The organism is Qipengyuania algicola (genome assembly GCF_042492175.1).
Taxonomy (GTDB): Bacteria; Pseudomonadota; Alphaproteobacteria; order Sphingomonadales; family Sphingomonadaceae; genus CAJXSN01.
Window position 1 is genome coordinate 2,550,031 of the sequence record NZ_CP170453.1, and the last position, 24,791, is coordinate 2,574,821.

At 59.8% G+C, this 24,791-nt stretch carries 23 protein-coding genes; 9 read left to right on the forward strand and 14 right to left on the reverse strand.

Annotated features, from left to right (window positions below; translation table 11 throughout):
- Nucleotides 1–2 precede the first annotated feature (2 nt).
- The 5 genes from ACFCW2_RS12140 to ACFCW2_RS12160 form a co-directional block, all read right to left on the reverse strand.
- Entirely contained in the window at nt 3–1,949 is a 1,947-nt protein-coding gene (locus ACFCW2_RS12140) for a pilus assembly protein TadG-related protein (RefSeq protein ID WP_379546720.1), read from the reverse strand.
- Between the two features lie 113 nt (nt 1,950–2,062).
- Nucleotides 2,063–3,967 (reverse strand): TadE/TadG family type IV pilus assembly protein, encoded by a 1,905-nt coding sequence (locus tag ACFCW2_RS12145; protein ID WP_379546721.1) that lies wholly within the window; start codon nt 3,965–3,967, stop codon nt 2,063–2,065.
- A gap of 72 nt (nt 3,968–4,039) precedes the next feature.
- Nucleotides 4,040–4,435 carry a TadE family protein gene (locus ACFCW2_RS12150; protein WP_379546722.1) on the reverse strand — a complete coding sequence of 132 codons (396 nt, stop codon included), beginning with the start codon at nt 4,433–4,435 and terminating at the stop codon, nt 4,040–4,042.
- Nucleotides 4,436–4,485: 50 nt separating this feature from the next.
- Nucleotides 4,486–4,947, reverse strand: a complete 462-nt coding sequence (locus ACFCW2_RS12155) for a TadE/TadG family type IV pilus assembly protein (protein WP_379546723.1) — start codon at nt 4,945–4,947, stop codon at nt 4,486–4,488.
- Nucleotides 4,944–6,542: a pilus assembly protein TadG-related protein gene (locus ACFCW2_RS12160; RefSeq protein WP_379546724.1), complete on the reverse strand. Its 1,599-nt coding sequence runs from the start codon at nt 6,540–6,542 to the stop codon at nt 4,944–4,946. Before ACFCW2_RS12160 ends, ACFCW2_RS12155 begins: the two co-directional genes overlap by 4 nt.
- A gap of 136 nt (nt 6,543–6,678) precedes the next feature.
- Here ACFCW2_RS12160 and ACFCW2_RS12165 point away from each other — a divergent pair, with 136 nt between their 5' ends.
- Both ACFCW2_RS12165 and ACFCW2_RS12170 read left to right on the forward strand, forming a co-directional pair.
- Nucleotides 6,679–7,314 carry a hypothetical protein gene (locus ACFCW2_RS12165; RefSeq protein WP_379546725.1) on the forward strand — a complete coding sequence of 212 codons (636 nt, stop codon included), beginning with the start codon at nt 6,679–6,681 and terminating at the stop codon, nt 7,312–7,314.
- Between the two features lie 21 nt (nt 7,315–7,335).
- Nucleotides 7,336–7,803, forward strand: coding sequence for a hypothetical protein (locus ACFCW2_RS12170; RefSeq protein WP_379546726.1), 468 nt, complete (start codon nt 7,336–7,338; stop codon nt 7,801–7,803).
- Between the two features lie 8 nt (nt 7,804–7,811).
- Here the strand turns inward: ACFCW2_RS12170 and trmFO are convergent, their stop codons facing one another.
- Nucleotides 7,812–9,179 carry a methylenetetrahydrofolate--tRNA-(uracil(54)-C(5))-methyltransferase (FADH(2)-oxidizing) TrmFO gene (gene trmFO, locus ACFCW2_RS12175; RefSeq protein WP_379546727.1) on the reverse strand — a complete coding sequence of 456 codons (1,368 nt, stop codon included), beginning with the start codon at nt 9,177–9,179 and terminating at the stop codon, nt 7,812–7,814.
- A 73-nt stretch (nt 9,180–9,252) separates the two neighbouring features.
- Between trmFO and ACFCW2_RS12180 the strand changes: the two genes are divergently transcribed.
- The gene (locus ACFCW2_RS12180; RefSeq protein ID WP_379546728.1) at nt 9,253–9,921 is read left to right on the forward strand and encodes a lysoplasmalogenase family protein; all 669 of its coding nucleotides are present in this window, start codon (nt 9,253–9,255) and stop codon (nt 9,919–9,921) included.
- Here the strand turns inward: ACFCW2_RS12180 and ACFCW2_RS12185 are convergent.
- Together ACFCW2_RS12185 and gyrA are read right to left on the reverse strand one after the other, a co-directional pair.
- Entirely contained in the window at nt 9,918–10,757 is an 840-nt protein-coding gene (locus ACFCW2_RS12185) for a TauD/TfdA dioxygenase family protein (protein ID WP_379546729.1), read from the reverse strand. The two genes, ACFCW2_RS12180 and ACFCW2_RS12185, sit on opposite strands and share 4 nt — an antisense overlap.
- 10 nt (nt 10,758–10,767) lie before the next feature.
- The gene (gene gyrA / locus ACFCW2_RS12190) at nt 10,768–13,560 is read right to left on the reverse strand and encodes a DNA gyrase subunit A (RefSeq protein ID WP_379546730.1); all 2,793 of its coding nucleotides are present in this window, start codon (nt 13,558–13,560) and stop codon (nt 10,768–10,770) included.
- Between the two features lie 307 nt (nt 13,561–13,867).
- Between gyrA and ACFCW2_RS12195 the strand changes: the two genes are divergently transcribed.
- Nucleotides 13,868–15,193, forward strand: a complete 1,326-nt coding sequence (locus tag ACFCW2_RS12195; RefSeq protein ID WP_379546732.1) for a hypothetical protein — start codon at nt 13,868–13,870, stop codon at nt 15,191–15,193.
- 103 nt (nt 15,194–15,296) lie between these two features.
- On the opposite strand, the gene ACFCW2_RS12200 is transcribed toward ACFCW2_RS12195, so the two are convergent.
- Genes ACFCW2_RS12200 through ACFCW2_RS12215 form a run of 4 tightly spaced genes read right to left on the reverse strand, consistent with a single transcriptional unit; the run spans nt 15,297 to nt 18,027 of the window.
- A complete protein-coding gene (locus ACFCW2_RS12200) occupies nt 15,297–16,061 on the reverse strand; it encodes an NYN domain-containing protein (protein ID WP_379546734.1) in 765 nt (254 codons plus the stop codon).
- A gap of 36 nt (nt 16,062–16,097) precedes the next feature.
- Nucleotides 16,098–16,739: a carbonic anhydrase gene (locus ACFCW2_RS12205; RefSeq protein WP_379546736.1), complete on the reverse strand. Its 642-nt coding sequence runs from the start codon at nt 16,737–16,739 to the stop codon at nt 16,098–16,100.
- Complete coding sequence (locus ACFCW2_RS12210) at nt 16,739–17,047, reverse strand: P-II family nitrogen regulator (RefSeq protein ID WP_379546738.1); 309 nt, start codon at nt 17,045–17,047, stop codon at nt 16,739–16,741. Before ACFCW2_RS12210 ends, ACFCW2_RS12205 begins: the two co-directional genes overlap by 1 nt.
- Complete coding sequence (locus ACFCW2_RS12215; RefSeq protein WP_379546740.1) at nt 17,044–18,027, reverse strand: sodium-dependent bicarbonate transport family permease; 984 nt, start codon at nt 18,025–18,027, stop codon at nt 17,044–17,046. Before ACFCW2_RS12215 ends, ACFCW2_RS12210 begins: the two co-directional genes overlap by 4 nt.
- A gap of 113 nt (nt 18,028–18,140) precedes the next feature.
- Between ACFCW2_RS12215 and lipA the strand changes: the two genes are divergently transcribed.
- The gene (gene lipA / locus ACFCW2_RS12220) at nt 18,141–19,082 is read left to right on the forward strand and encodes a lipoyl synthase (RefSeq protein ID WP_379546741.1); all 942 of its coding nucleotides are present in this window, start codon (nt 18,141–18,143) and stop codon (nt 19,080–19,082) included.
- The gene (locus ACFCW2_RS12225) at nt 19,082–19,543 is read left to right on the forward strand and encodes a type II toxin-antitoxin system RatA family toxin (protein ID WP_379546743.1); all 462 of its coding nucleotides are present in this window, start codon (nt 19,082–19,084) and stop codon (nt 19,541–19,543) included. The genes lipA and ACFCW2_RS12225 overlap by 1 nt, the downstream gene beginning before the upstream one ends.
- Here the strand turns inward: ACFCW2_RS12225 and ACFCW2_RS12230 are convergent.
- Entirely contained in the window at nt 19,504–20,004 is a 501-nt protein-coding gene (locus ACFCW2_RS12230; RefSeq protein ID WP_379546744.1) for a CinA family protein, read from the reverse strand. The genes ACFCW2_RS12225 and ACFCW2_RS12230 overlap by 40 nt on opposite strands.
- A gap of 9 nt (nt 20,005–20,013) precedes the next feature.
- Nucleotides 20,014–21,165, reverse strand: a complete 1,152-nt coding sequence (locus ACFCW2_RS12235; RefSeq protein ID WP_379546746.1) for a bifunctional 2-C-methyl-D-erythritol 4-phosphate cytidylyltransferase/2-C-methyl-D-erythritol 2,4-cyclodiphosphate synthase — start codon at nt 21,163–21,165, stop codon at nt 20,014–20,016.
- Nucleotides 21,166–21,246: 81 nt separating this feature from the next.
- Here ACFCW2_RS12235 and dusB point away from each other — a divergent pair, with 81 nt between their 5' ends.
- Genes dusB through ACFCW2_RS12250 form a run of 3 tightly spaced genes read left to right on the forward strand, consistent with a single transcriptional unit; the run spans nt 21,247 to nt 24,772 of the window.
- Complete coding sequence (gene dusB, locus ACFCW2_RS12240; RefSeq protein ID WP_379546748.1) at nt 21,247–22,263, forward strand: tRNA dihydrouridine synthase DusB; 1,017 nt, start codon at nt 21,247–21,249, stop codon at nt 22,261–22,263.
- Nucleotides 22,260–23,348 carry a two-component system sensor histidine kinase NtrB gene (locus ACFCW2_RS12245; protein ID WP_379546749.1) on the forward strand — a complete coding sequence of 363 codons (1,089 nt, stop codon included), beginning with the start codon at nt 22,260–22,262 and terminating at the stop codon, nt 23,346–23,348. Before dusB ends, ACFCW2_RS12245 begins: the two co-directional genes overlap by 4 nt.
- A complete protein-coding gene (locus ACFCW2_RS12250; RefSeq protein WP_379546751.1) occupies nt 23,345–24,772 on the forward strand; it encodes a sigma-54-dependent transcriptional regulator in 1,428 nt (475 codons plus the stop codon). Before ACFCW2_RS12245 ends, ACFCW2_RS12250 begins: the two co-directional genes overlap by 4 nt.
- The last annotated feature ends 19 nt before the right edge of the window (nt 24,773–24,791 follow it).

Below are 24,791 nucleotides of genomic sequence, written 5' to 3' on the forward strand. Positions count from 1 at the left end.
TGTCATTTGCTCACCCTCAGGTCACCCATCGACCGTGCGATGCTATCGAAGGCCTCGGTCAACTGCGAAGCATTGCTGGCTTCGAAATAGCGCCCTTCGCCAGCGCACTCGGTCATGGCGGTATTGGCATCGGTTCCGAACGCGATCACCCACACGGTCGTGTTCTTTTTCTTGATCTCGTTGCAAGCAAACGAGAAGCGAGCCTCGACAACCTCGTTGAGCGTCAACGTGCTCGTGTCAGGATCCCACCGCCGGCGGTCGAGTGGTTCGAGACCGTAAGCTCCGTAGGCCACATCGTATGCTTCAGTCTGACCATCAGTCAGAAAGATAAGGTGGCGCGTCGTCGGCTTGTTGGCCGATTCATCCGCGTTTTCGGAAGCAAAGAGACCGTCGGGGGACAAAAGCCGCGCACCCCAGAGCATTCCGATGTCGTGATAGGTCGCGCCTTCGGGGGTCAAAGTGTCAAGGTAGGTTGCGATGGTGGTCGCATCCATCTCGTTCAGATTGACCGCCGAGGCCGGACAATTCGACATCCACCAATTACCAGTCTTTGCGTAGGTACTCGTGGTGATCACTTCAGCAGGCGTGAAGCTCCCTACGCCGCTATAGTAGAGCGACCGTGCGTAGATGATATCGTGATACATCGGGCGCCATTTGCCGGCGTTTGACGAACCTGGGACGTGATCGATGTTCAGATCAAGCGCTTGTGCCAGATCGACATTGTCGTAGTCCGCAATCTGGACGGTATCGATTTCTTCCATGCAACCGAATGTCTCGGATCTCCAATCATCGACGTCCCGCGCAATCGGTGCATAACGCCAATCGGTGGAGTTGCTTTCGCTTGGATCGGTGATGCGATCAAAGGTCTGCACAAAATTGTCGTCGACCTGGCGCTCGACAGTGCACGTGCTGCCGTCCCGGATGGTGCGATAGCGCGTGCCGTTATGCCAACGTCGCATGTGATCGATTTCCCGCGTACCAGCCGGAGGACCTGCGAAGGGCTCGGATGACTCGCCTAAAAGCGTGTCTGTGACGTCTACGGCATAAGCCGGTTCTGATCCCTCGCACCTGTAGGAATCGCTTGTGCTGCCACTACCGCCTTCATCGCCGGTCCCGGGGGTGCCCGGCGTTCCTGGATAGAAAGTTGCTGCGTATGTAGATTCGGCGGTCCAGTCGCTGCGTGTCCCGGACTCATATACCCAGTTGGTGTCATAGGTTCTGGTACCAACTGTCGTGTTCGTGGCATCCAGTTCCCGGGTCTGGTAGGTCCAATCGTTGACTACCCAATTGTTCTTGAGCAGGCCGCCGACATTCACGTTGGTTGCATAAGGAACGAAGCCGTATCGCACGCGCGTGTCGGGCGCTTTCGCTGACTCAATATCCGCGTGGAATCCCTTGATGACCGCACGCATCGAATCGATGCGCGAGAGCGAGTCCCCGGGATTGGTGAGACGCATTGAGCCGGTCACGTCGAGCACCATCATGATGTCGAGATTGGTGAAGTTCATGCGCGATTGGCAGGTGACGGCGATGGGCATTTCCTGCTTACCGAAAATGCCCATGATCGTGGTCGGCAGCGTCGCGCTGGCCTGACCCGAAATTGCGAAATCTTCCTCCAGTGTCATCACGAAGGAACGGTCTTCCGTGCTGTACCGGCCTTCGGGGAAATTGAGGTCGAACAGCTCGTTTCCGACTTTTTTTACTTCGCCGAGGACAAAACCGCTGGGAGGTAGATCCGACCCCAGTTTCTTCCGCGCGCCAAGCACACCCGCATCGCAGGCCTGTTGCAGTCGGCTCTCGGTCACATAGCCGCGCCCGATATCGACTGCGCTGCCCACAACGGCGACAAGCGGCGCGGTGGCCGCAGCGACCAGCGCGAGCGTGTTGCCCGAACGGTCGTGCAGCAGTTGCGACAGGAAGGTCGATCGAGGGGAGTTACAGTGTGTCACGCAGGGAGTGTTACCCTGCAGACGTAAGAGATATGTCTACGGGCGTGGTTAATTTCTTAGCCTTTTGCATTGCAACCCATCGAGGGGGATGTCCGGGTGAGCGATGACCCGGCCTATTTGCTCACCCTCAGGTCACCCATCGACCGTGCAATCGACGAGAAGGCATCGGTCAGCTGCGAAGCGCTGTTGGCTTCGAAATAGTGCCCTTCGCCTGCGCATTCGGTCATTGCCGAGTTTACCGCCGTGGCAAACGCGATGACCCACACCGTCGTGTTCTTCTTCTTGATCTCGTCGCAAGCGAATTTGAATCGCTCCTCGACGGTTTCCTGAAGCGTAAGGGTCGAAGTCGCCGGATCCCACCGCCTCCGGTCAAGTGGCTCCACGCCATAGGCACCGTATGCGAGATCATACGCTTCGGTCTGCCCGTCGGTAAGGAAGATCAGATGCCGCGTGGTCGGCTTGTTCGCGGATTCGTCGGCATTTTCGGTGGCAAACAGACCACCCGGTGAGAGCAACCGCGCGCCCCAGATCATGCCGATATCGTGATAGGTTGCGCCCTCGGGTGCCAGAGTTGCGAGATAGCTATCGACCGCAGATGCATCCATCTCGGCGAGCTGCTGCGCAGGGGCGGGACAGTCGGACATCCACCAATTGCCCGTACGGGCGAAGGTGTGAGCAGTAGTGAATTCTTCGGGATTTAACTCGCCGGTTCCGTGCTCATAAAACCGCCTGGAATATGTGGCATCACGGTTCTGTGGCCGCCACTGCGTCGCCGTGTTGCCGGGGGTTGGGACAAGATCAATGTCCAGATCCAGCGCACGGGTCAGATCGACATTGTCATAGTCGGTTATCTCATACGTATCGCGCTCCTCGATGCAGGTATCCATCGTGGCACGCCAGTCGGAAACATCGAGAGACAAAGGCTCGTAAGTCCACTGAGCGGTTGTGAACTCGTACGGGCGGACCCAATACGTGTCGGTATAGGTATATGCTGAGTAGTCTCTTTGCTCGATTCTGCAGGTAGTGCCAGACATCGAGACTCTAAATTTTGAGCCCTCCTCGACAATCGTGCGATCATCGAATGTTTGCGTGCCCGCTGGCGGTCCGGCAAAGGGTTCCGACCGTGTGCCCGTAACGGTTACCGTTTTGGTATAAGTGTCTTCAGGTGCCTCGGTTGCACAATACAATTCATCTGTTGTGCCGGGCACTGGAGTGGCGGGGTAATTGCTTGTCTCATACCAATCAGAGTCGGTTCCGCTAACTTCCGTCTTGTTGAGGATCGATGCGCCATTCGAAACGGTTACGACATCCGGCGCGGATTCGCGGGATTGATAGGTCCATTGCTGGGCCACCCAATTGTTCTGCAGCAGTCCACCGACATTAACGTTGGTTGCATACGGCACAAAGCCATAGCGAACGCGGGTATCGGGCGCTTTTGATGCCTCGATATTGCTGTGGAAGCCCTTGATGACCGACCGCATTGTGTCGATCCGTGATGCGCTATCGCCAGCGTTGGTGTGGCGCATAGAACCTGTGACATCGAGCACCATCATGATGTCGAGATTGGTGAAGTTCATGCGCGATTGGCACGTAACGGCGACGGGAATCTCCTGCTTACCGAAAATGCCCATGATGGTCGTCGGCAGTGTCGCGCTCGCCTGCCCGGAGATTGCAAAATCTTCCTCGAGGGTCATGACGAAGGAACGGTCCTTCGAGTCGTACCGACCTTCAGGGAAGTTCAGATCGAACAACTCGTTTCCGACATTTTTGACTTGTCCAAGAACAGCGCCGCTGGGCGGCAGGTCCGAACCCAGCTTCTTCCGCGCACCAAGCACGCCCGCATCGCAGGCCTGCTGCAGGCGGCTCTCGGTGACATAGCCGCGGCCAATATCGACTGCGCTCCCTACAACTGCCACGAGCGGCGCGGTGGCCGCAGCGACCAGCGCGAGCGTGTTGCCCGAGCGGTCTTGCAGCAGGCGCGACAGGAAGGTCGAGGCATGATGGTTTGGGTTGCTCACGGCTTCCCATTAAGTCACTGCGACTGACTACTACGTTCAAGAAGAGGGTTAAGAAATTAAGCCCTCATCGAATTACGGGGTGGGATCGAGCACGAAGATCGGGCGCTCATAGGTCATCGCAGGCGCTTTCCAACTGAAAAAGGGCAGGATCAGTTCCGGCGTGTAGGTGGCCGAAATCGTCATTTCGATCGCACCGGCAATCGATTGGGTCGCCTCTTGATCCACATCCAGCACCAGCCGGTCGCTCTTCAGGAAGTAGGGAGAGCTGGTTGCAATGCTTTCCGCTTCAGTTTCAATCTGCGCGTCGCTCGGCGTGTTGCCGGCCTGATACTGGACCACGGCGTAGCGCGCCGCGTCTGCAGCCGCACTGCGGACCGCGTTATAGTTCTGCAGCGCCACGCCAACCTGAAGCACGCCAAGCATCAATCCGATGACCACCGGGCCGATCAGGGCGAATTCGATCAGCATACCGCCGCGATCGCAGCGTTGCAGCCGGCGCGCAAATGTCGCGATCCCGCTCACCCGATCTGCACCGTGCGGTCGACCGCGACTTCGATGTCCTTGCCAACGCCGAATTCGGTCCAGATCGGCGAGTAGGTATCGCTCATGGTGATGACGACAAAGGTGGAGATCACATCGCTCGACCCGCAATCAGCCATATCGTCCGTAAGATCGTCGGCGTTTCCGCAACGATAGTTTTCAACCAATGTGACGTCGGCATCGGCCAGTCCGGTCGACGCTTCGACGATGTCTTCAATGGTGCTGAAATCATCGCCCTGTTCGGGCTCTGTCGAAAGCACCAGCGCCACGGCTTCCGATGCCGCCGAGCGCATTTCGCTGTGCCGCGCCACGATGCTGCTGACTTCAAAACCGCCCAGACTCATGATGAGCAGGATCGGGATGACAAAGGCGGATTCCACCACCATGCTGCCCCGTGTATCCGACGAGATTGCCAGTGTTTTGTGCAAATGCCGGATCATCCAACCAGCCTGACCGATGTGCGGCGAGTGCCGGCAGGAATGGGGTTCGCGATGGTAGGCACGCAAAACGCGTTGACCGTATTGGAGCCGGTCATTTTGATCGTCCCGGCCACAACCTGAAGGCATACGCCCGACAGCGCAGAGTTGCCGTTGAAGGTCACTTTGCGTTTCGGCATGTAGATGTTGCCATTCAACACCATGTCGGCGCCGCCATTGACCTTGAACTCGTCGGTGCTTTCGGGGTCGAAAATGATCATACCCGCCAGTTCGGCCGCGTCGGCAGCGCTAAGGCCGTAGACTGTCTGCAAGGTGTTGTCGGTAATCCCGCTCAGGTTGATTTCCGATTTGCTGTTGATCGAGGACCTTCCGCTGCCAGTGATGACGAACAGGACATCGCTACCTGTCACGACCTGGTTCTGGCCGAAGTCCAGTTCACCGGTGATTGTGTATACGCCAGGCTGGAATTCGGTCGTGCAGGCGATGTTGATATCACCGTAAGTGCCCGGTTCCGGCCGAGCGATCCCGTCGCTACCGCCGGTCGTTGTGGTCGTTACATTGCTGTAGGTCTTGGTGATCGTCTGCTGCAGCCATTCGTAGACCTTCTTATTGCCGGAGCCTCCGACTAGGTTGAGATCTTTCTTGTTGAACGAGCTCGGGCTTTGCGTCGTGCTTGCGCCATTTGTCGTACCAACCGCAACTGTTTCAGTGACCGGTCCCGCACTGGTCGTATAGTCGGAATTTGGCCCAGCATAGCCAGCGTCATAGGTCGCTTGCGACGGATTCTTACCGATATAGTACTGATAATCGTAGTACGTTACGGTTGTCACTGTGGCCGTTGCCGTGCTGCTGCCGCCCGTTGCTGTGGGGCAGGAATAAGTCCGCGAAGTGGTGTCGCTTGGCGGCGTGATGCCAGCGAACGGGTCGGACAGGCTTCCGACATTATCGAAAATCTCGCCGTTAGCGTCATACCCGTCCTCGATCCCGCCATTGGAGATTAGCTGGCCCGCCCAGGCGCTAGGATTACCGTTCTTCACCATTGCGGTGCCGCTGTTGGAAATCGCACCGAATCCGCAAGGGGCGTTGCCCGAAGTGTTCCCGCCCAGCTCGAAGGCGCCGCTGGCGCTTGGGTCGACGGCCAGCATGCAAGTGAAGAAATCTTCACCCGGAACCACAGCGGCCTGAGCGCGGACGCGGATCGTGGCGGCTTCGTTGGTCAGGAAGCTGGAGAATGGCAGCTGCCGGGATGCGGTCACTTCCACGGTAACGCTTGCGTCGGTTTCCCCGTCCCAATCAGCGAGTCCCACGACAGGCGTGGCGGCGAAGTCCGATGTGATGTCCAGATTGGAGTTGAACTCCTTGTCCGCCCGCGCGGCATAGGCGCTGCTCGACCCGCTGTCCGATCGGGCCCACGCGCCGGCGATCGCAGCCTGATCTGCGGCATATTGGAGCTCGCGCTTCCACAGGTACCATTGGGCGGTATCTACTGCGAAGCCCGTTCCGCCCACCAGCATGGGCAGGCCCAGAGCGAGCAGGGTGGCGGCGTTTCCGGTGCGGGAGCGCCGGACTGCCGAGATCAAATGCTGAATGCGCTTCATCTTTCTTACCTTCGGATTACCGATTTCCCGCGACCGTATTTTGTTTGCGCTCGTGGATAGCTTTAATTGGTAATCAGACCGTTAAGGAGGAATTGGGCATTTTGAAGTGGGCAACGCCTGTGCGATGGTTGAGTAGATGGATGAAAGTTCTCTCGAACATTTGCCGCCGGTGTACCGGGTCGCCTTGGCTTCAGCGCGCCCCCGTGAGTCTCATTTGTTCGCTACGCTGTTCGCTCTCGATGCGCGGTTAGGGCGGGCCGTACGCGAGGCGAGCGAGCCGATTATTGCGCAGATGAAGCTCGCCTGGTGGCGTGATCGGTTCGCGCAGGCACCGGACGAATGGCCTGCGGGTGAGCCGCTTCTGGCCCGTTTGGAACAATGGGGCGGGGCAGCAGCGCAGCTGGGGAGTCTGGTGGATGGCTGGGAGGAGTTGGTGGCTGGCGAGGAATTGGATGCGCAGGGGGCGGAGCGTTTTGCTGCGGGCCGTGCTGCTTCATGGGACGCGTTGGCGAGCGTTGTCGGGGTATCGCCGGATGACGGCGCTTTTGCTGCATCAGCGGTGCAGTTCACATGGGGCGATCTCTGGGACAGAGGCTTTGAGCTGCCGCTGAACTCAGTCTCAATTGACCAGCCTGTCCGCCTCCCGCGTTCTCTGCGACCGTTCGCAGTGCTCGGCAATCTTGGTCGGCGCGCTGCATCGAAAAAGCGCCCCATGCTGGACGGGCTGCCCAGCCTTGCCCTTGCTGTGCGAACTGGCCTAATCGGGAGGTGAGGACAGGGACAAGGGGATGCGATGGATCGAATGATATTGGGCGCCGTGCTGGCATTGATGCTGGCGGGTGTGGGGATGTTCTGGTGGCAGGGCAGGGCACAGGTGGAAGAGGCAGCGCCTCCGCCGGAGCCTGAACCGACTGCCACCGAGGAACCGGCTGAGCCCGAGCTGCCCGAGAGCGATCCGGGTGATCTGCGCGGACCGACGCCGCCCGAGGCGACCCAGCTAAGTCGCGAGCAACGCCGTTTCTTCCGCTATGACCGCAACCGTGACCTATCCATTACCCGGTCCGAAATGCTGTCCACCCGCACCAGCGCGTTCAAGAAGCTCGACAAGGATGGCAACAATCTCCTGACCTTTGAAGAATGGGCCGTGTCTACCGCGACCAAGTTCGATGGGGCCGATGCCAATCGCGACCGCAAGCTGACGCAGGCCGAATTTGCTACAACCGCGCCCAAGCGAAAGCCAAAGCCGGCTTGCCGGTGCTGATTGTCCGGCTACGCAGGCACGGCTTCCAATTCGGCCAACCATTCACCCAAGTCAGCCTTTGCGCGTGAGGTGTAGGCTTCTTTTCGCTGCTTCTTCTTCACCTCGTGGAGCGGCGGGAAGAGGCCGAAGTTCACGTTCATCGGCTGAAAGGTTGCTGCCTCGGCATCGCCGGTGATGTGCGATAGCAAAGCACCGAGCGCCGTGGTGCGGGGCGGGGCGGTCCACTTTTCGCCCGCCAGCTCCGCAGCCGCCATCATACCTGCCATCAGACCGACAGCAGAGCTTTCGACATAGCCTTCACAGCCGGTGATCTGCCCGGCAAAGCGGATGCGCTCCATGCCTTTCAATCGAAGCTGACGGTCAAGCACCATCGGCGAGTTCAAGAACGTGTTGCGGTGCAGTCCGCCGAGCCGGGCAAACTCGGCATTCTCAAGCCCCGGAATGGTGCGGAACAGTTCCACTTGCGCGCCATATTTCAGCTTCGTCTGGAAACCGACCATGTTCCAAAGCGTCCCCAGCTTGTTGTCCTGCCGCAACTGAACGACGGCATAGGGCCATTTGCCCTGCGGAAATTCCTCCGATGTATCATGCGGATTGTCGAGGCCGACGCCTTTCATCGGGCCATAGCGCAACGTCTCGACCCCGCGCGAGGCCATGACCTCGATCGGCATACAGCCATCGAAATACGGCGTGTCCTCTTCCCACTCTTTGAACTCTGTCTTCTCGCCATCCATCAGCCCTTGGTGAAAGGCGAGATACTGCTCCTTCGTCATCGGGCAGTTGATGTAATCGCCTTCGGGGTTGGAGGCGCTGGTGGTCTTGTCCCACCGCGATTGCACCCAGCATACGTCCATATTGATGCTGTCGCGGTGCACGATCGGCGCGATGGCATCGAAGAAAGCGAGCCGTTCCTGACCGGTTGCGCCGACAATGCTTTGCGCCAAGGCAGCGGCGGTCAACGGGCCGGTCGCGACAATCGCCGGATGATCGGTGGGAAGGGCATCCACCCGTTCGCGAACGATGGTGATATTCGGATGTTCTTCCAGCGCCTTCTGCACTTCGGCGGAAAATACATCGCGGTCCACCGCCATTGCCGATCCGGCGGGCACGCGCGCTACCTCTCCAGCCCGCATCACCAGCGAATCCAGTCGCCGCATTTCGTGATGCAACAGGCCGACCGCATTTTTCTCGTCATCGTCGGAGCGGAAGGAATTGCTGCACACCAGTTCCGCCAGACCATCGGTCTGATGAGCGGGGGTCATCTCGCCCGTCCCGCGCATTTCCGACAGGCGCACCCTGAAGCCCCGCCGCGCCAGTTGCCACGCCGCTTCGCTGCCGGCCAATCCGCCGCCGATAATTTGGATGTCGTGTGTCATGGTTAGCTCTATCCTTACGGCCGCGCATCTAGGTCTTGCCCATACCGGCCTGCAAGCCCTAGCGAGAGAGACTATGGACCAGCTTCCCGTTTCCAACCACACTTTGGCCCATGAAAGGCCGTGGCTGCTGATGGCGCTTGTGGCCGCTGTGGCGTATTACTTTCTCGCCGACAGCCAGATTGGCGGGGCCTATCTGATATTGCTGAAGGGTGCGGGCGCGGCAGCGCTTGCGGCCTATTGCTGGTGGCGTGCGCAAGGGGTGAGTGGTTTTCTGATCGGGCTGGTCATGGCGCTATCTGCCGTGGGGGACATGGGGATAGAGCTCGATTTCCTGATCGGAGGCGCTGCCTTTTTTGCCGCGCATGTTGCTGCCATTGCGCTCTATCTCCGGCATCCCAGACCAAGCCCTGTGGCCAGTCAGAAAATGGCCGGTCTGGCGTTGCTTGTGCTCACCCCGGTTATCTCATGGTTCCTGACCTTCGACTGGAGCGTCGTGCTCTATGCCCTCTCGCTGGGCGGAATGGCAGCCGCTGCATGGTGGAGCGCGTTTCCCCGTTACCGCGTCGGTCTGGGCGCTGTCCTCTTTGTGATATCCGATCTGCTGATATTTGCGCGGATGGGACCGCTCCAGTTGGAGCAGCTCGGCGACCTGCTGGTCTGGCCGATTTACTTTGCAGGACAGTTCCTGATCGCGACAGGGGTGGTGCAGACGCTCAGGCACCCGGGCTTCACCGGAGACTAATGCGCCGCAATAGTGGTCCGGTGCAATTCGCGCCGGTGGCCTTCATATCCTCCTGTGGCGCGGTGAAGAACGCTCCGATTGTCCCACAGGATCAACATGTCCGGCTCCCAGCGGTGGCGATAAACGAACTCCTCGCGTGATTGCCAGTGATAGAGCTCTGTAAGCAGGGCAATAGCTTCGGCATCCGCCATGCCCTCGATCCCGATGATGTAGCCAAAGCAACTGAAAAGCGCTTCCTCGCCGGTTTCAGGGTGACGCTGGACCAACGGGTGGGTGCATGTTTCGCGGGCGCTTGCGTCAGGGCGAATGGCCATGCTGCGGCCCTCGTCCTTTTCGCCATACGCTCCGTCTGGCGCGTAAGCAGCGCGTGCGCTGTGTATCGCGGTGAGCGTGCGCAGATGGGCCTTACGATCATCGGAAAGGGCATCAAATGCCGCGATTTGGTTTGCGAACAGGGTATCCCCGCCCACTGGCGGGATTTCGATGGAGCGCAGGCAGGTTCCCGCAGGGGGGCGGGGCAGGAAGCTCCAGTCAGAATGCCAGTTCTCGGCAAACAACGGCGATTGTTCGTCGGCCTCACGCAAGATGGCCGCGATATGCGTTCGCCCGGGGATCGGATCGAAGAACGGGTCCTCGCCAAATCCGCCCATCGCTACGGTGAAGTGCTCCAACGCGTCGTCGTCCATCCGCGTCTGTCCGGGGAAGGCCACGACGCGGTGTTCCAGCCATGCCTCGCGAATGGCCGCTACGGTGGACGGAGCAAGTTCGCCCGCCAGATCGACGCCCGTGATCCGTGCGCCGCAGGATTGCCCGCTTGGCTCGACCGTTATGCCCATGTCGCGCTCCTTACTCTGGCGGTGGCTCGCCCTCATTGCTGTCGCGGTCCATGGTCGTCTTTGGAGTGGTCTCGTCTTCACCACCGCGTTTCTCGACCAGTTCTTCGGTGATCAGCTCTTCGGCCTCGTTTTCCGGGGCTTCCTGCTCGTCGATCCGGACCGCGCTGACGACCTTCTCCTTGTCCGCCACATCGAACAGCCGGACCCCGGACGAGCTGCGCCCGATCACCCGCATGCTATCAAGGCCGATGCGGATCAGCTTGGCCTGATCGGTCACCAGCAGCAATTGATCCGCTTTGGTGGCGGTGAAGCTGGCGACAACAGGGCCGTTGCGCTTGATGTTGTCGATATTGGTGATGCCCATGCCGCCGCGCCCGGCGCGGCGATATTCGTAGGCGGAGGACATCTTGCCGTAGCCATTGGCGCAAACGGTCAGGATGAACTGCTCTTCATCGGCCATGGTTTGGTGGTCTTCTGAAAGCGGCGCGGCGTCCTCATCGGCCTTCCATGGAGCGAGCTTCAGATAGGCGTCGCGCTCTTCCGGAGTAGCGGTGCCGCCATGCAGGATGGAGAGCGAAACCACTTCGTCATCGTTCTCCTTGAACTTCATGCCGCGCACGCCGGTGGAAGTGCGAGAAACGAATTCGCGCACATCTTCGCCGGAGAAGCGAATGGCCTTGCCCATGCGGGTGGCCAACAGCACGTCGTCGCCTGCTTCGAGCAAGGCGACCCCGATCAGCCGGTCTTTGCTCGCATCCTCGAACTTCATGGCAAATTTGCCGTTCGACGGGATGTTGGTGAAGCTGTCCATGCTGTTGCGGCGGACATTGCCCAGCGCGGTGGCGAAGACGACGTTAAGAGCGCCCCAGCTTTCTTCGTCTTCCGGAAGCGGCAGGACATTGGCGATGGTTTCGCCTTCATCCAGCGCTGGCAGCAGATTGATGATCGGCCGTCCGCGTGTTGCTGGCCCGCCTTCGGGCAGCTTCCAGACTTTCAGGCGATAGACTTTGCCGTGTGTCGAGAAGAACAGCACCGGATTGTGCGTGCTGGTGACGAACATCTCGCGCACGGCATCGGCTTCCTTGGTCGCCATGCCGGCGCGGCCCTTGCCGCCGCGATTCTGGGCGCGGAAGGTCGAGAGCGGCGTGCGCTTGATATAGCCGTCATGCGTCACTGTTACGACCATCTCGTCGCGCTCGATCAGGTCTTCATCGTCGAGACCATCCCATGCGGGCGCGATCTCGCTGATGCGCGGCGTGGCGTATTGATCGCGGATTTCCTGAAGCTCGTCGCGCAGCACGCCATAGAGCTTTACCCGGTCGGCGAGGATCGAGAGATATTCCTCAATGGCCAGCGACAGCTCTTTCAGCTCGTCGCCGATTTCATCGCGGCCCAGCGCGGTCAGGCGGTGGAGGCGCAGGTCGAGAATAGCTTTTACCTGTCGTTCGGACAGACGATACGTGCCGCCCTCCTGCTCGGCATCCGGTTCGATCGCTTCGACCAGACGGATATATTGAGCGATCTCGCCAATCGGCCATTCCTTCGCGCGCAATTTCTCGCGGGCGATCTTGGGATTGGAGGAGCCGCGGATCATGGCGACCACTTCGTCCATATTGGACACCGCGACCACGAGACCGAGCAAGACATGCGCCCTTTCGCGGGCCTTGTTCAGCTCGAACTTGGTCCGGCGTGTAATCACTTCCTCGCGGAAGGAAATAAACGCCTGAATAATCTCCCGGAGCATCAACGTTTCCGGACGCCCGCCACGGATTGCCAGCATATTGGCCGGGAAGCTGGCCTGTGCAGGTGTGTAACGCCAGATCTGGTTGAGAACGACATCGGCGGAAGCATCACGCTTCAGCTCGATGACCACCCGAACGCCTTCGCGGGAGGATTCGTCGCGGATGTCGGACACGCCTTCGATCCGCTTTTCCTTTGCGGCGTCGGCGATCTTCTCGACGAGGTTGTTCTTGCCCACCTGGAACGGGATCGATGTGAGGACGATCGTCTGCCGGTCCCCGCTGCGCTCCTCGATTTCGTGCCGCGCACGCATCAGAATGGAGCCGCGCCCAGTGGTATAGGCCGACTTCGCACCGGATTGACCCAGAATGAGTGGAGCGGTCGGGAAATCGGGACCGGGGATGTATTCGACAAGCTCTTCCGACGTGATCGCCGGATTGCCGAGGAAGGCAAAGCAGCCGTCGATCACCTCGCCCAGATTGTGGGGCGGAATGTTGGTTGCCATGCCGACCGCGATACCGCCAGCGCCATTGACCAGCAGATTGGGGAAGCGGGCAGGCAGTACGGTCGGTTCTTTCAGCGAGCCATCGTAATTGTCCGCGAAATCGACGGTGTTTTTGTCGAGATCCTCCAGCAGGCTATTGGCAACCTTGGCCAAACGCGCCTCGGTATAGCGCATGGAGGCCGGTGGATCGGGATCCATGCTGCCGAAATTGCCCTGACCATCGATCAGGGGCACCCGCAGGGACCAATCCTGCGTCATCCGCGCCAATGCGTCGTAAATCGCGCTGTCGCCGTGCGGGTGATAATTGCCCATCACATCGCCGACGATCTTGGCGCTCTTGCGATAGGGACGACCGGCGACAAAGCCGCCTTCCTGACTGGCGTAGAGAATACGGCGGTGGACCGGCTTCAGCCCGTCGCGCACGTCCGGCAGAGCGCGGCTGACGATCACGCTCATGGCGTAATCGAGATAGCTTTCCTTCATCTCGTCGACGATGTCGACGCGTTCGAAATTGCCCAAAGGATGCGGGGCGGGGAGGGTGTCGATTTCGTCGCTCAACTAAGGTCTCGCTGAATGGCTGTGGGCGGGCACGAAAATATGCCGCCTTATATGCGTTCCAAGGTAGTGGAGATGCGCCCGATGGGCTACCTTCGCCTGTGTCAGATGGGGGCTCAGACCGTTGTTTTCCACATATCCGAACCGGCGCATGGGATTATGTTGCAGTGCGTCATTCAATTGCTGTTCAGCGCCCTGTCGCTAGTGTGTTTTCAACGATCCGGCACCACCGGCTTGCTCGCGCGTTTGATTCCGTGCAGCAGCTAATTGGCCGGAGTGCAGATTTCCGAATTTCTTGGGAGAAAATAGAATGTTCAAACCCCTTCGTAATACCCGCCGCCCGGGCGCCAATGTCGCTCTCGCAATCGCGTTGATGTGCGGCACCGCCATCGGCGTAACCGCGCTTGAGGCACCGGCCCACGCTCAGAAGAAAAAGAAAGAAAAGGCGGCCAAACCTGACTATTCGGACGGCTTCATCGCGGCTTACAAGCCGCTGGAAACAAGCCTGAATGCCGACGCGCCCGATTACAGCGCGATCAAGGCAACACTGCCTGGTGTTCTGGCAGCGGCGCAAACGCCGGACGATAAGTATGTGCTCGGCGGTATCTACTTCAATGTCGGTGCGCAGCTGCAGGAACAGGCGACGCAGTTCGAAGGCGTCAAGATGATGCTGGAAAGCGGCAAGACCAGCGCCGACAAATTGGCTTCCTACAACACAATCGCAGGCCAGCTGTCGTACAATCTTCAGAATTACGATGCATCCCGCACGTATCTGGAGCGGGCTATCGAGGCCGGTGCCGATGGCAACAGCCTCGCCGGTCTGATTTCAGAAACTTATTTCAACGAGGGTCGTAATGCTGAGGGCCTGAATTATCTGCGGAATGCGATCAATGCGCGTCAGTCGGCAGGGCTTGAAGTCGATGAGGGCTGGATCAAGCGCGGTCTTTCGGTGGCCTATCAGGCCAATTTGGCCAATGATGCCGTGCTTTACAGCATTATGTATGTGAACATGTTCCCGAGCGAAAGCGCCTGGAGCGATGCGGTCGCAATCCAGCGCAATCTGCTGCAGTATCAGCCGCAGGAAACGCTCGATCTGTTGCGCCTTGCCCGCCGTGCGGATGTGCTGCGCGACCAGCGTGATTACTTCGATTATGTCGACGCGGCCGATTTCCGCCGCTTGCCGGGTGAAGTGGTGGCGGTGCTCGCCGAGGGTGTAGCCGATGGCAGCATCGATGGTACCGACCCCTACGTCGCCGAAGTTCGCGGCAATGCCAGCAAGCGCGTTGCGGCTGACCGCAGCGAACTGCCGAAGCTGGCTGCCGACGCCCGGAAGGCCGGAGCCAGCTCGACGCTGGTGATGGCAACCGGCGATGCCTATCTGAATTACGGTGAAGCTGCCTTGGCCGAAGAATTCTACACCATGGCCTTGGCCAAGGAAGGCACGGATACCCAGCGCGCACTGACGCGTCTGGGCATCGCCCAGGTGGATCAGGGCAAGACAGCCGAAGCCAAGGCGACTTTCGCCAAGGTTCAAGGTGACCGGAAGGCCATCGCGCTGCTGTGGGATGCGTATGCGGACAGCATCGCAACACCGACAGCGGCAGCCACAGCCACTGATGAGCAGCCGGTCACTTAACCAGCCGGTTCAACCGAACGAATGCGGCGCGGGTCCATTGGATCCGCGCCGTTTTCTTTTGGGCTTACCCTTGGCCCGGGAAAAAATGGCGCTTGCGGAAAGGTTATCGCAGGCGCCGGACATAGAGCTGTCCGTCATCCCCGCGCTTGATGTCGAAACGGTCAAGCGAGCGCACCATTTCAGACAATTGCTTGAAGCCGTAATTGCGCACATCAAAGCTCGAGCGGTTGCCGGCAATTTGCCCGACCTGCTGAAGCCGCGCATACCCTTCATCATCACGGTCGGAGGCTTTCCAAGCCTCGCCAAGCAGTTCGATCAGCTCGTCCTCGATACCGTCATCATTGACGCCGGAGGCGTCGATAGCGCCGTCACCGCTCCTCTTGGGCGAAGACTTTTGGTTGTTGCCCGACTGCGAACGTTTGTCCCCCTGCATCAGCTTGTTTATGTCGATAAAGCGGGTGCAGGCGGTCCTCAAAGCCTGGGGCGTCTTGCTGTCGCCAAAGCAATAGACGGGCAGGCCGTCCTGCCGCAGCCGTGTGACCAGCGGCGTGAAATCGCTGTCGCTGCTCATGATCCCGAACCCGTTGACCTTGCCCTGATAGAGCAGGTCAACCGCATCGATGCTCATCGCCATATCGGTGGCGTTTTTGCCGCGAGTCAGATCGAATTGCTGGTGCGGGCGGATGCCATAGCGATTGGTGATGTCGCCCCACTTCTTCAACGCGTCCTTCGCCCAGTTGCCGTAGGCGCGGCGTATATTGACCTGCCCCAGCTCCGCCAGAACGGTCAGGACGCTGTCGATCCCCTTGGGATTGACGTTATCGGCATCGATAAGAAGGGCGATATTTTTGGCATCAAGTTCGGACATGCCGCGTCCATGGAGGGGAGCGATGCGCTGGGCAAGTCATTCGATAGCGACAAATTCATCGTCGTCTTGCTCGAGGTGATGCAGAACGCCTTCTGAAATCGCGAAAAATGCCCCGCGCAATTTTAGCGCGCCGCTGTCCACCTTGTCTTTCACCCACGGGAAGGTGAGCAGGTTGCGCAGGCTCAGTCGCACGGCCGCTAGTTCCATTTCCCGTTCCGCTTCCCGACCCTTGGTACCGAACTTCTCGGCAACGGGCTCCCGCGCGTCGGCCAGGAGCGAAATCCAGTTGGCAACAAAGCCGCCTTCTCCCGGGGGATTGCCGTCCATTTCGCCGGTCAGAGCCGCCTTGCACCCGCCGCACATACCATGGCCCATGACGACGATCTGCTTCACCTCCAGCACCTGCACAGCGTATTCTATGGCCGCGGATACACCGTGATAGCCGGGATTGGTTTCGAACGGGGGCACCAGCGCGGCAACGTTGCGGACGACAAATATCTCGCCCGGATCGACATCGAAAATCTGCGCGGGATCAACGCGGCTGTCGGAGCAGCCGATGACCATGAGTTTAGGGTGTTGGCCCTGCTCGACCAGCTCGTCATACCGCGCGCGTTGCTGTGGGTAGCTGTTCTCGCGAAAGCGGTGGTAGCCGCGCAGCAGTTCGGCAAATTCAGGCATCAGAAACGCTCGCCCCGGATCACCTCGATATCCCACATGGTGAGCAGGAAACCGTGCGAAGAGAGGCTGGGGGCCAAGGCCTCTGCCAGCGCCATGGCTTTGTCCTGAGGCGCAATCGTCAAAACAAAAACCTTGTCGGAACCGGTAACGCGTTCCTCGCGCCAATGGCCATCTCTGCCTTTGCCCGATTGAACCGGCGTGATCGTCCAGCCGGTTATTCCTGCGTCATCAATGGCTTTGGTTATTCGGCGGACAAGGGCCGTATCGGTCAGGATTTCAATCCGTTTCCGGATAACGGTTTCAATCATAGCATCATGCCTCCGGGGCCGACAAGCGCGTTGGCGACGGCGCCGATCAGGCCGATGTTGATCAGGATATTGAACGGGAAGGTGATGCTGAGCGACATTGTCAGATAAATCCCGGCATCAGCCTCTGGCAGGGCAAGACGCATGGCAGCAGGCACAGCAATGTAACTTGCGCTGCCGCACAAGACGCCCAGGGCCGCGGTGGAGCCAACATCCAGCCCGATTGCCGCACCGGCAAATGTTCCGATTGCACCGTTCAGCAGCGGGATGGCGATCGCGATAACAGCCAAGCGCCAAGTGAGCGATTTCGCATCCATGATACGGCGTGCGGCAATCAAGCCCATGTCTAGCAGAAAGAGACAAAGCACGCCTTTGAAACCGGCTTCGAAAAAGGGGCTGACATCCTCGAAACCGCTGGCACCTGAAACCGCGCCTATTGCGAACGCGCCCAGCAGCAGGACTACGGAGGCATTGAAGAAGACCTCGTGAAACATCTCGCCTGCGGGTCGCTTTTCCCCGCTCGCGGCGCTTCTGGCGAGCAGCAAGCCTGTGAGAATGGCGGGCGTTTCCATGGCTGCCATCACTGCGACCATGAAGCCGCCGGGCGGCATGGATTGGGCTTCGTAGATTTCGACCGCCGTTACAAATGTGACCACGCTGACAGAGCCGTAATGAGCAGCGACAGCGCCCGAATTCAGCCGGTCCAGCTTCCCGAAACCTTTCAGAACAGCGAAGGCAATAAGAGGCATGAGAAAGCTCGCCGCGATGCCGGCCAGCAAGGCAAGCCCGATGGTCGAATCCAGCCCCGACTTCGAAACAGCAACGCCGCCCTTCAGGCCGATGGCGGCCATCAGATAGAGCGACATACCTTTCGCCAGCGCCTCCGGTATCGCGAGATCCGAACGGGCAAAGGCTGCGAACAGCCCCAGCACAAAGAACAAGACGACAGGTGACGTGAACGTCTGAAGGGCTGCAGCATCCATACCGTCTTTGGTAGATGGTGGTGGGCAGGGGGGCAAGCGCAGTTAGCAGGGCCGCCTGCACATTGCCCACACTTTGGTTGCGGGCACTCTCCATGCGCCCTAGATACACGAGCATGAACGATCTTTCGAACGCACCGTCACCCGAAGAAGAGCGGCCTGTTCGGCAGCGCAAGCCTGACTGGATCAGAGTGAAAGCGCCGGTCAGCAAGGGCTATCACGAAACGCGCAAATTGATGCGCGAGCTCAATCTGAACACGGTGTGCGAAGAGGCGGCCTGCCCCAATATCGGCGAATGCTGGACGAAAAAGCATGCGACCGTGATGATCTTGGGCGATGTCTGCACTCGCGCCTGCGCGTTCTGCAATGTGAAGACCGGCATGCCCCGGATTGTCGATCCGATGGAGCCCGAAAATACCGCGGTTGCTGCGGCGAAGATGGGGCTGGAGCACATTGTCATCACCAGCGTCGACCGCGATGACCTACCCGATGGCGGTGCATCGCAATTCGTGAAGGTCATCAAGGCCCTGCGCCGCGAGACCCCGAACACCACAATCGAGATCCTGACGCCCGATTTTCGCGGCAAAATGCGGGCCGCCGTGGAGGCCATCTGCGAGGCGGGGCCTGACGTCTATAATCACAATTTGGAGACTGTGCCGCGACTCTATCCCACCATCCGGCCGGGCGCGCGCTATTACGCGTCGCTGCGTTTGCTGGAGGAAGTGAAGCGGCACGACCCGATGATCTTCACCAAGTCCGGCATTATGCTGGGCCTGGGCGAGCAGCGCCTGGAAGTGCATCAGGTGATGGACGACATGCGCTGCGCCGATATCGATTTCATGACCATGGGCCAGTATCTTCAACCGACCCCCAAGCACGCCAAGGTCGAAGACTTCGTCACGCCCAAGGCGTTCAACGCATTCGGTGCAATCGCCCGTGCAAAGGGCTTCCTGCAGGTTGCGAGCACTCCGCTAACGCGTTCCAGCTATCATGCCGGCGATGACTTTGCCGAAATGAAAGCCGCGCGGGAGGCACAGCTGGCCAAAAAGCGCAGCTGATGCCGGGTATCCGCGAGACCCGCGACCTGCCTTATAGCTGCGAGCAGATGTTCGATCTGGTCGCCGATGTGGGCCGCTATCGCGAGTTTCTGCCGTGGGTCATTGCCACCCGCGTCCGGTCGGAAAACGAGACCGAGATGGTCGCCGATATGGTGGTGGGCTTCAAGGCGATCCGGGAGAGTTTTACCTCCCGCGTGGAGAAGGACCGGCCCAATTTTCTGCGTGTGCACTATGTCGACGGGCCGCTGCGCGATCTCGATAACACCTGGGGTTTCGAGCCTTTGCCCGCAGGTGGATGCCGGATCGATTTCTGTGTCGAATTCACGTTCAAGAACCGGGTCTTCGAACGGTTGGCGGGCCAGTATTTTGACCGGGCCTTTCGCAGAATGGTGGAGGCTTTCGAGACGCGGGCCAATGCGCTTTATGGCAGCAGCAATTCCAGCGCACAAAGCGTTGCCTGACGGCGGATTTCTGCTCGGCCAAGATCCCCGAATTTCTTGAGCTCACCTTCCGGCTCGCCTTCGGAATTCCGGATTGCGCGGGCGAACACGACCGTACCTACCGGCTTCGTCACAGTCCCGCCTCCGGGGCCTGCCACGCCGCTGATCGCCACGGCGACATCCGCTCCGCTTTTCTCCAGCGCGCCCTGCGCCATCGCCCACACGCATGCGATGGACACTGCGCCAAAGGTTTCGATGATGTCGCTGGGGACACCCAGCATCTCCATCTTCGCTTCATTGGAATAGGTCACGAAGCCTCGGTCCAGCACCGCCGATGATCCCGGCACCTCTGTAAGGGCGGCGGCGACCAGCCCTCCGGTGCAGCTTTCCGCCAAAGCGACGGTGCGTTTCGCGTCACGGTTGGCAGCGATCACCTTCTCGGCAAGGTCATCAATATCCTGGGGGAGCAATGCATCGGTCATGATCCCGCTTTAAGCCCCCGATACCATCGTCGCAACGGCCTGCGCAGCGATGCCTTCGCCTCTGCCAGTGAAGCCCAACCGTTCGGTGGTCGTGGCCTTCACACTGATGCAATCGACACCCGTCCCCAGAATAGCGGCGATCCGCGTCTGCATTGCCTCGCGGTGGGGGCCGATCTTTGGTGCCTCGCAAATCAGGGTCAGATCGATATTGCCCACTTCATAGCCTGCCTCTGTCGCCAGTCGCGCTGCATGGGCGAGGAACTGGTCGGATGAAGCCCCCGCCCATTGTGGATCGCTGGGCGGGAAGTGCTGCCCGATATCACCCTTCGCGACTGCGCCCAGAATGGCATCGGTAATGGCATGAAGCCCAACATCGGCATCGCTATGTCCGGCAAGCCCGTGCGAGTGGTCTATCTTGATCCCGCAAAGCCAGAGTTCTTCGCCTTCGGAAAGTCGATGGACGTCATAACCCATACCGGTTCGGACGGGCGGGGCGTTCGTCATAAAGTCCTCCGCGAATGTCAGTTTGTGCAGCGCCTCGTCGCCTTCGACCAGAGCGACTGTGCCGCCATCGGCGGCAAGGACCTGAGCGTCGTCCCCTGCCGGGGTGTCTTGGCCCCAAGCGTCGTGAGCCTGAAGTATCGCGCCAAAGTGGAAGGCCTGCGGAGTTTGCACTCGTCGGAGTGTGTCGCGGTCGGCGCTTCCCCCCATTTTTCCGTCCTGAGAGACGGCAAGACTGTCTACCACAGGCAGGGTAGGGATGGCCCCCGGATGATCAGCGAGCGCGCTGAGTAGCCGGGCAACCACATCCACTGGAACCAGCGGACGTGCAGCATCGTGGATCAGCACATATTCGGGATTGCTGTCTTTCAACACGGCCAAGGCCTTGGCCACCGATTGCTGCCGTGTTGCGCCGCCGGTGACAAAGCGCACGGATCCGGCTCCGCCAACCGCTTCTGCCGCAATCGCATCGGCACCTTCGGGAATAGCCACCACGATTTCGCTGGCACCGGCAGCAACTAACCGCTCGACCGAATGGCGTAGCACTGGCTTGCCGCGCCACAGGGTGAACTGCTTGGGTACAGGTTGGCCCGCACGAAGACCTTGTCCGGCGGCGACAATAATGGCTGCAAAAGCGGGGAGGACGGGCGTGTCTGTCATGCGCAAACGCCGCTACGCGCTTGCGGGATGGTCCGCAATCCACTAGGTGGCTGCCCAATATTTAGGCAGAATCCAAACAGCATGACACTTGTCCAGCCCCCCGTTTCTCCGAAGCCCATCCAGATCGGCCCGGTAACGATTGATACTCCGGTTGTTCTCGCCCCGATGACAGGGGTGACGGACATGCCTTTCCGCACGCTTGTGCGGCGCTATGGCTCGGGGCTGAATGTGACGGAAATGATAGCGAGTCAGGCGGCAATCCGTGACACGCGGCAGAGCATCCAGAAGGCCGCATGGCACGCGACCGAAGACCCGGTATCGATGCAGCTGGTCGGCTGCGACCCCGTCAGTATGGGTGAAGCGGCCAAACTCAACGAGGATCGCGGCGCGGCCATCATCGACATCAATTTCGGCTGCCCGGTGCGCAAGGTCACCAATGGCATGGCTGGCAGTGCACTGATGCGTGAAGTGCCGCTTGCGACCAAGCTGATGGAATCCACGGTCAAGGCTGTGAATGTGCCCGTGACGGTCAAGATGCGAATGGGGTGGGACCACGCAAGCCTGAACGCACCGGAACTTGCAAAAATTGCCGAAGATATCGGCGTCAAGATGATCACTGTGCACGGGCGCACGCGCAACCAGATGTACAAGGGCAGTGCCGACTGGTCTTTCATCAGCAAGGTGAAGGAAGCGGTCTCGATCCCGGTGATCGTCAATGGCGATATCTGCACCGTGAACGATGCTGCTGCGGCTCTGGAACAATCGGGTGCCGACGGCTTGATGATCGGTCGCGGGGCTTATGGAAAGCCGTGGTTGCTGGGTCAGGTAATGCACTGGTGGAAGACCGGCGAGTTGCTCGCGACCCCCAGCTTTGATGAACAATACGAGACGGTGATCGAGCATTATCAGGGCATGCTGGATCTGTATGGCCGCGATGTCGGGGCCAAAGTCGCGCGCAAGCATCTGGGTTGGTACACCAAGGGAATGCATGGATCGGCAGAGTTCCGGAACCACGTCAATTTCATCGATGATCCGGATCAGGTTCTGGGCGAGCTCGAGAGGTTCTACACGCCATTCATGCGGCGCAGGGCGGCGTGACAGCCGGCCCTGTGGGTGGGACAGGAATTCCCGATCCCGCCGCACAAATCTCCGGTTTGGTCTTTGCGTTCCTTTTGATCGACGGGGATGGCATCATCCGGCAAGCCAATCAGGCGGCAGAGGATTTGCTGGGCATGGGCGCCGCGCGCATCATCGGGCGCAATTTCACCGACGTAATGCCGCTGTCGGACACGCGTATAGCTTCGCGCTTGCGTGATCCTGAAGCGCGTTTGACGGCGCGAGGCCTGCCACTCGCAAGAGGCGATACAACGCTCACGGTCAATCTGACCCTTTCCCCTGTAGCATCGTCTGACGGATGGCGTGTGGTGACGCTGTCCGATGCCGGGCAGGCAAGCATGGAGGACGATCCCGAACCAGCCGGCATCGCTGCTCCGGCCGTACTTGCGCACGAAATCAAAAATCCCCTGGCCGCCATTCGCGGGGCAGGGCAATTGCTCGCGCGCAAACTGCCGGAAAGAGAGCGGGAGCTGGCAACACTTATCACCGAAGAGGTCGACCGGATCGCCCGCATGATCGATCGGATGCAGGCGCTGGGGAGTACGCAGGAAGATCCCCTGACGCCGGTGAATTTGCACGAGGCTATTCGCAATGCTTTGGGGGTCGTGCGCTCGATCGAGGGCGCGCCGCCGGTCACGTTCAAGGAAGAATTCGATCCGTCCCTGCCTCTTGTGATGGCAAGCCGCGATGCCTTGCAACAAGTGCTGATCAATCTGTTGAGCAATGCGCGGGATGCATGTTCGGAAAATGAAGACCCGATTGTCAAAATCCGCACGCGCTATGTCACGGGTCTGGTGATGAATGTCCTGAGAAGGGGCAGGGGACGCTCGGTCGCGCTGCCGATAGAGGTTTCAATCACCGATAACGGACCCGGCATTGATCCCGCGATTGCAGACCGGATTTTTGAGCCCTTTGTGACGTCCAAGCAGGGAGGGCAGGGCCTCGGTCTGGCTCTCGTTCGCAAGCTGGTGCGTGATATGGATGGGCGGATTGCACATGAGCGAGACCGGCGGGCGGAAATCACACGGTTCAGCGTCCATCTTGCCGAAATGAAGGAACCGATATGACCGGCAATACGCGCATTCTATTGGTCGAGGATGATGCCGGTATCGCCACCGTCATCGTCTCTGCGCTGGAGGCCGAAGGGTATCAGGTTGATCGCTGCGCCGCCATCGCCGCGCGGGACGAGCTGTTGGCGAAGAACAGCTACGCAGCGATGCTCACAGATGTGATGTTGGAAGATGGCGATGGACTGTCGGCGCTTGGCAGAGTGCGCCAATCCTATCCCGCTTTGCCAATCATCGTCCTGTCGGCCCAGAACACGCTGGATACCGCCGTTCGGGCCAGCGAAAACGAAGCCTTTGAATATTTCCCCAAACCCTTCGATCTCGACGAACTGGTGCGCGCCGTCCGCCAGGCAGCGGGCGTGGGGGCGGATGCTGTGGTTGGCGAGCAGGCGGGCGACGGCATGCCGCTGGTCGGACGCAGTGTGGCAATGCAGGACGTCTTCCGCATGATCGCGCGCGTTCTGCGTAACGATCTGACAGTGCTGGTCACCGGCGAAAGCGGCACGGGCAAGGAATTGGTCGCAGAGGCGATCCACCAGCTGGGCCACCGCAAGACCGGGCCGTTTGTCGCAGTCAATGCAGCCGCCATTCCCCATGATCTCATAGAGAGCGAACTGTTCGGTCACGAACGCGGCGCATTCACCGGAGCCGCCACGCAGGCCATCGGTAAATTCGAGCAAGCCAATGGGGGCACGTTGTTTCTCGATGAAATCGGCGACATGCCGGTAGAGGCACAGACCAGGCTATTGCGTGCTTTGCAATCGGGCCGCATTCGGCGGGTCGGTGGACGACAGGACGTGGCGATTGACGTGCGCATCGTCACCGCGACCAACCGCGATCTGGCTCCCATGATCGCAGCAGGGACTTTTCGCGAAGACCTATATTACCGGCTCGCCGTGGTTCCGATCGAGTTGCCTCCACTGCGCGAGCGGCGCGAGGATATCGGGATGCTGGCGACGCATTTTATGGCGCAGGCTGCAGAGGAAGGGTTGCCTCGGCGTGGATTGACCGAAGAGGCAATTGCCGGGTTGGCCAAGCTCCCCTGGCGCGGCAACGTCCGCGAGCTACGCAATCTGGTATTCCGGCTTGCGATCATGTCCCGCGAGGATGTTATCGATGCCGATGTGGTGTCGGATATCGTCGCGCGTGGTGGCGCGTTCGAATGGTCGCGAGAGGGCTCGGGCGACGGGGCCGACCTGACTGCCCCGGTGCAAGATTGGCTCACGCAGACCAATCCGCCTGATGGTGCATGGCACCGGATGGCTACGGCGGCGTTTGAAAAGCCGCTGTTCGAGGAAGTTTTGCTGCGCACAGGCGGTAACCAATTGCGTGCCGCGGCCGTTCTGGGCATCAATCGGAACACGCTGCGCAAGCGTTTGACCGATCTCGGCATAAACGCCGAGCAGTTCACTACGCGCGGCTGACTGAGCGCTTTTCGGAAAT

Excerpts from the sequence above, each read along its gene's own strand:
- ACFCW2_RS12250 (WP_379546751.1), top strand. The coding sequence starts at position 23,345 with ATGACCGGCAATACGCGCATTCTATTGGTCGAGGATGATGCCGGTATC.
- ACFCW2_RS12180 (WP_379546728.1), top strand. The coding sequence starts at position 9,253 with ATGGACCAGCTTCCCGTTTCCAACCACACTTTGGCCCATGAAAGGCCG.
- ACFCW2_RS12200 (WP_379546734.1), bottom strand. The coding sequence starts at position 16,061 with ATGTCCGAACTTGATGCCAAAAATATCGCCCTTCTTATCGATGCCGAT.
- ACFCW2_RS12225 (WP_379546743.1), top strand. The coding sequence starts at position 19,082 with ATGCCGGGTATCCGCGAGACCCGCGACCTGCCTTATAGCTGCGAGCAG.
- ACFCW2_RS12230 (WP_379546744.1), bottom strand. The coding sequence starts at position 20,004 with ATGACCGATGCATTGCTCCCCCAGGATATTGATGACCTTGCCGAGAAG.
- ACFCW2_RS12215 (WP_379546740.1), bottom strand. The coding sequence starts at position 18,027 with ATGGATGCTGCAGCCCTTCAGACGTTCACGTCACCTGTCGTCTTGTTC.
- ACFCW2_RS12160 (WP_379546724.1), bottom strand. The coding sequence starts at position 6,542 with ATGAAGCGCATTCAGCATTTGATCTCGGCAGTCCGGCGCTCCCGCACC.
- ACFCW2_RS12185 (WP_379546729.1), bottom strand. The coding sequence starts at position 10,757 with ATGGGCATAACGGTCGAGCCAAGCGGGCAATCCTGCGGCGCACGGATC.
- ACFCW2_RS12210 (WP_379546738.1), bottom strand. The coding sequence starts at position 17,047 with ATGATTGAAACCGTTATCCGGAAACGGATTGAAATCCTGACCGATACG.
- ACFCW2_RS12150 (WP_379546722.1), bottom strand. The coding sequence starts at position 4,435 with ATGCTGATCGAATTCGCCCTGATCGGCCCGGTGGTCATCGGATTGATG.
- dusB (WP_379546748.1), top strand. The coding sequence starts at position 21,247 with ATGACACTTGTCCAGCCCCCCGTTTCTCCGAAGCCCATCCAGATCGGC.
- ACFCW2_RS12195 (WP_379546732.1), top strand. The coding sequence starts at position 13,868 with ATGTTCAAACCCCTTCGTAATACCCGCCGCCCGGGCGCCAATGTCGCT.
- ACFCW2_RS12170 (WP_379546726.1), top strand. The coding sequence starts at position 7,336 with ATGGATCGAATGATATTGGGCGCCGTGCTGGCATTGATGCTGGCGGGT.
- trmFO (WP_379546727.1), bottom strand. The coding sequence starts at position 9,179 with ATGACACACGACATCCAAATTATCGGCGGCGGATTGGCCGGCAGCGAA.
- ACFCW2_RS12205 (WP_379546736.1), bottom strand. The coding sequence starts at position 16,739 with ATGCCTGAATTTGCCGAACTGCTGCGCGGCTACCACCGCTTTCGCGAG.
- lipA (WP_379546741.1), top strand. The coding sequence starts at position 18,141 with ATGAACGATCTTTCGAACGCACCGTCACCCGAAGAAGAGCGGCCTGTT.
- ACFCW2_RS12165 (WP_379546725.1), top strand. The coding sequence starts at position 6,679 with ATGGATGAAAGTTCTCTCGAACATTTGCCGCCGGTGTACCGGGTCGCC.
- ACFCW2_RS12155 (WP_379546723.1), bottom strand. The coding sequence starts at position 4,947 with ATGATCCGGCATTTGCACAAAACACTGGCAATCTCGTCGGATACACGG.
- ACFCW2_RS12235 (WP_379546746.1), bottom strand. The coding sequence starts at position 21,165 with ATGACAGACACGCCCGTCCTCCCCGCTTTTGCAGCCATTATTGTCGCC.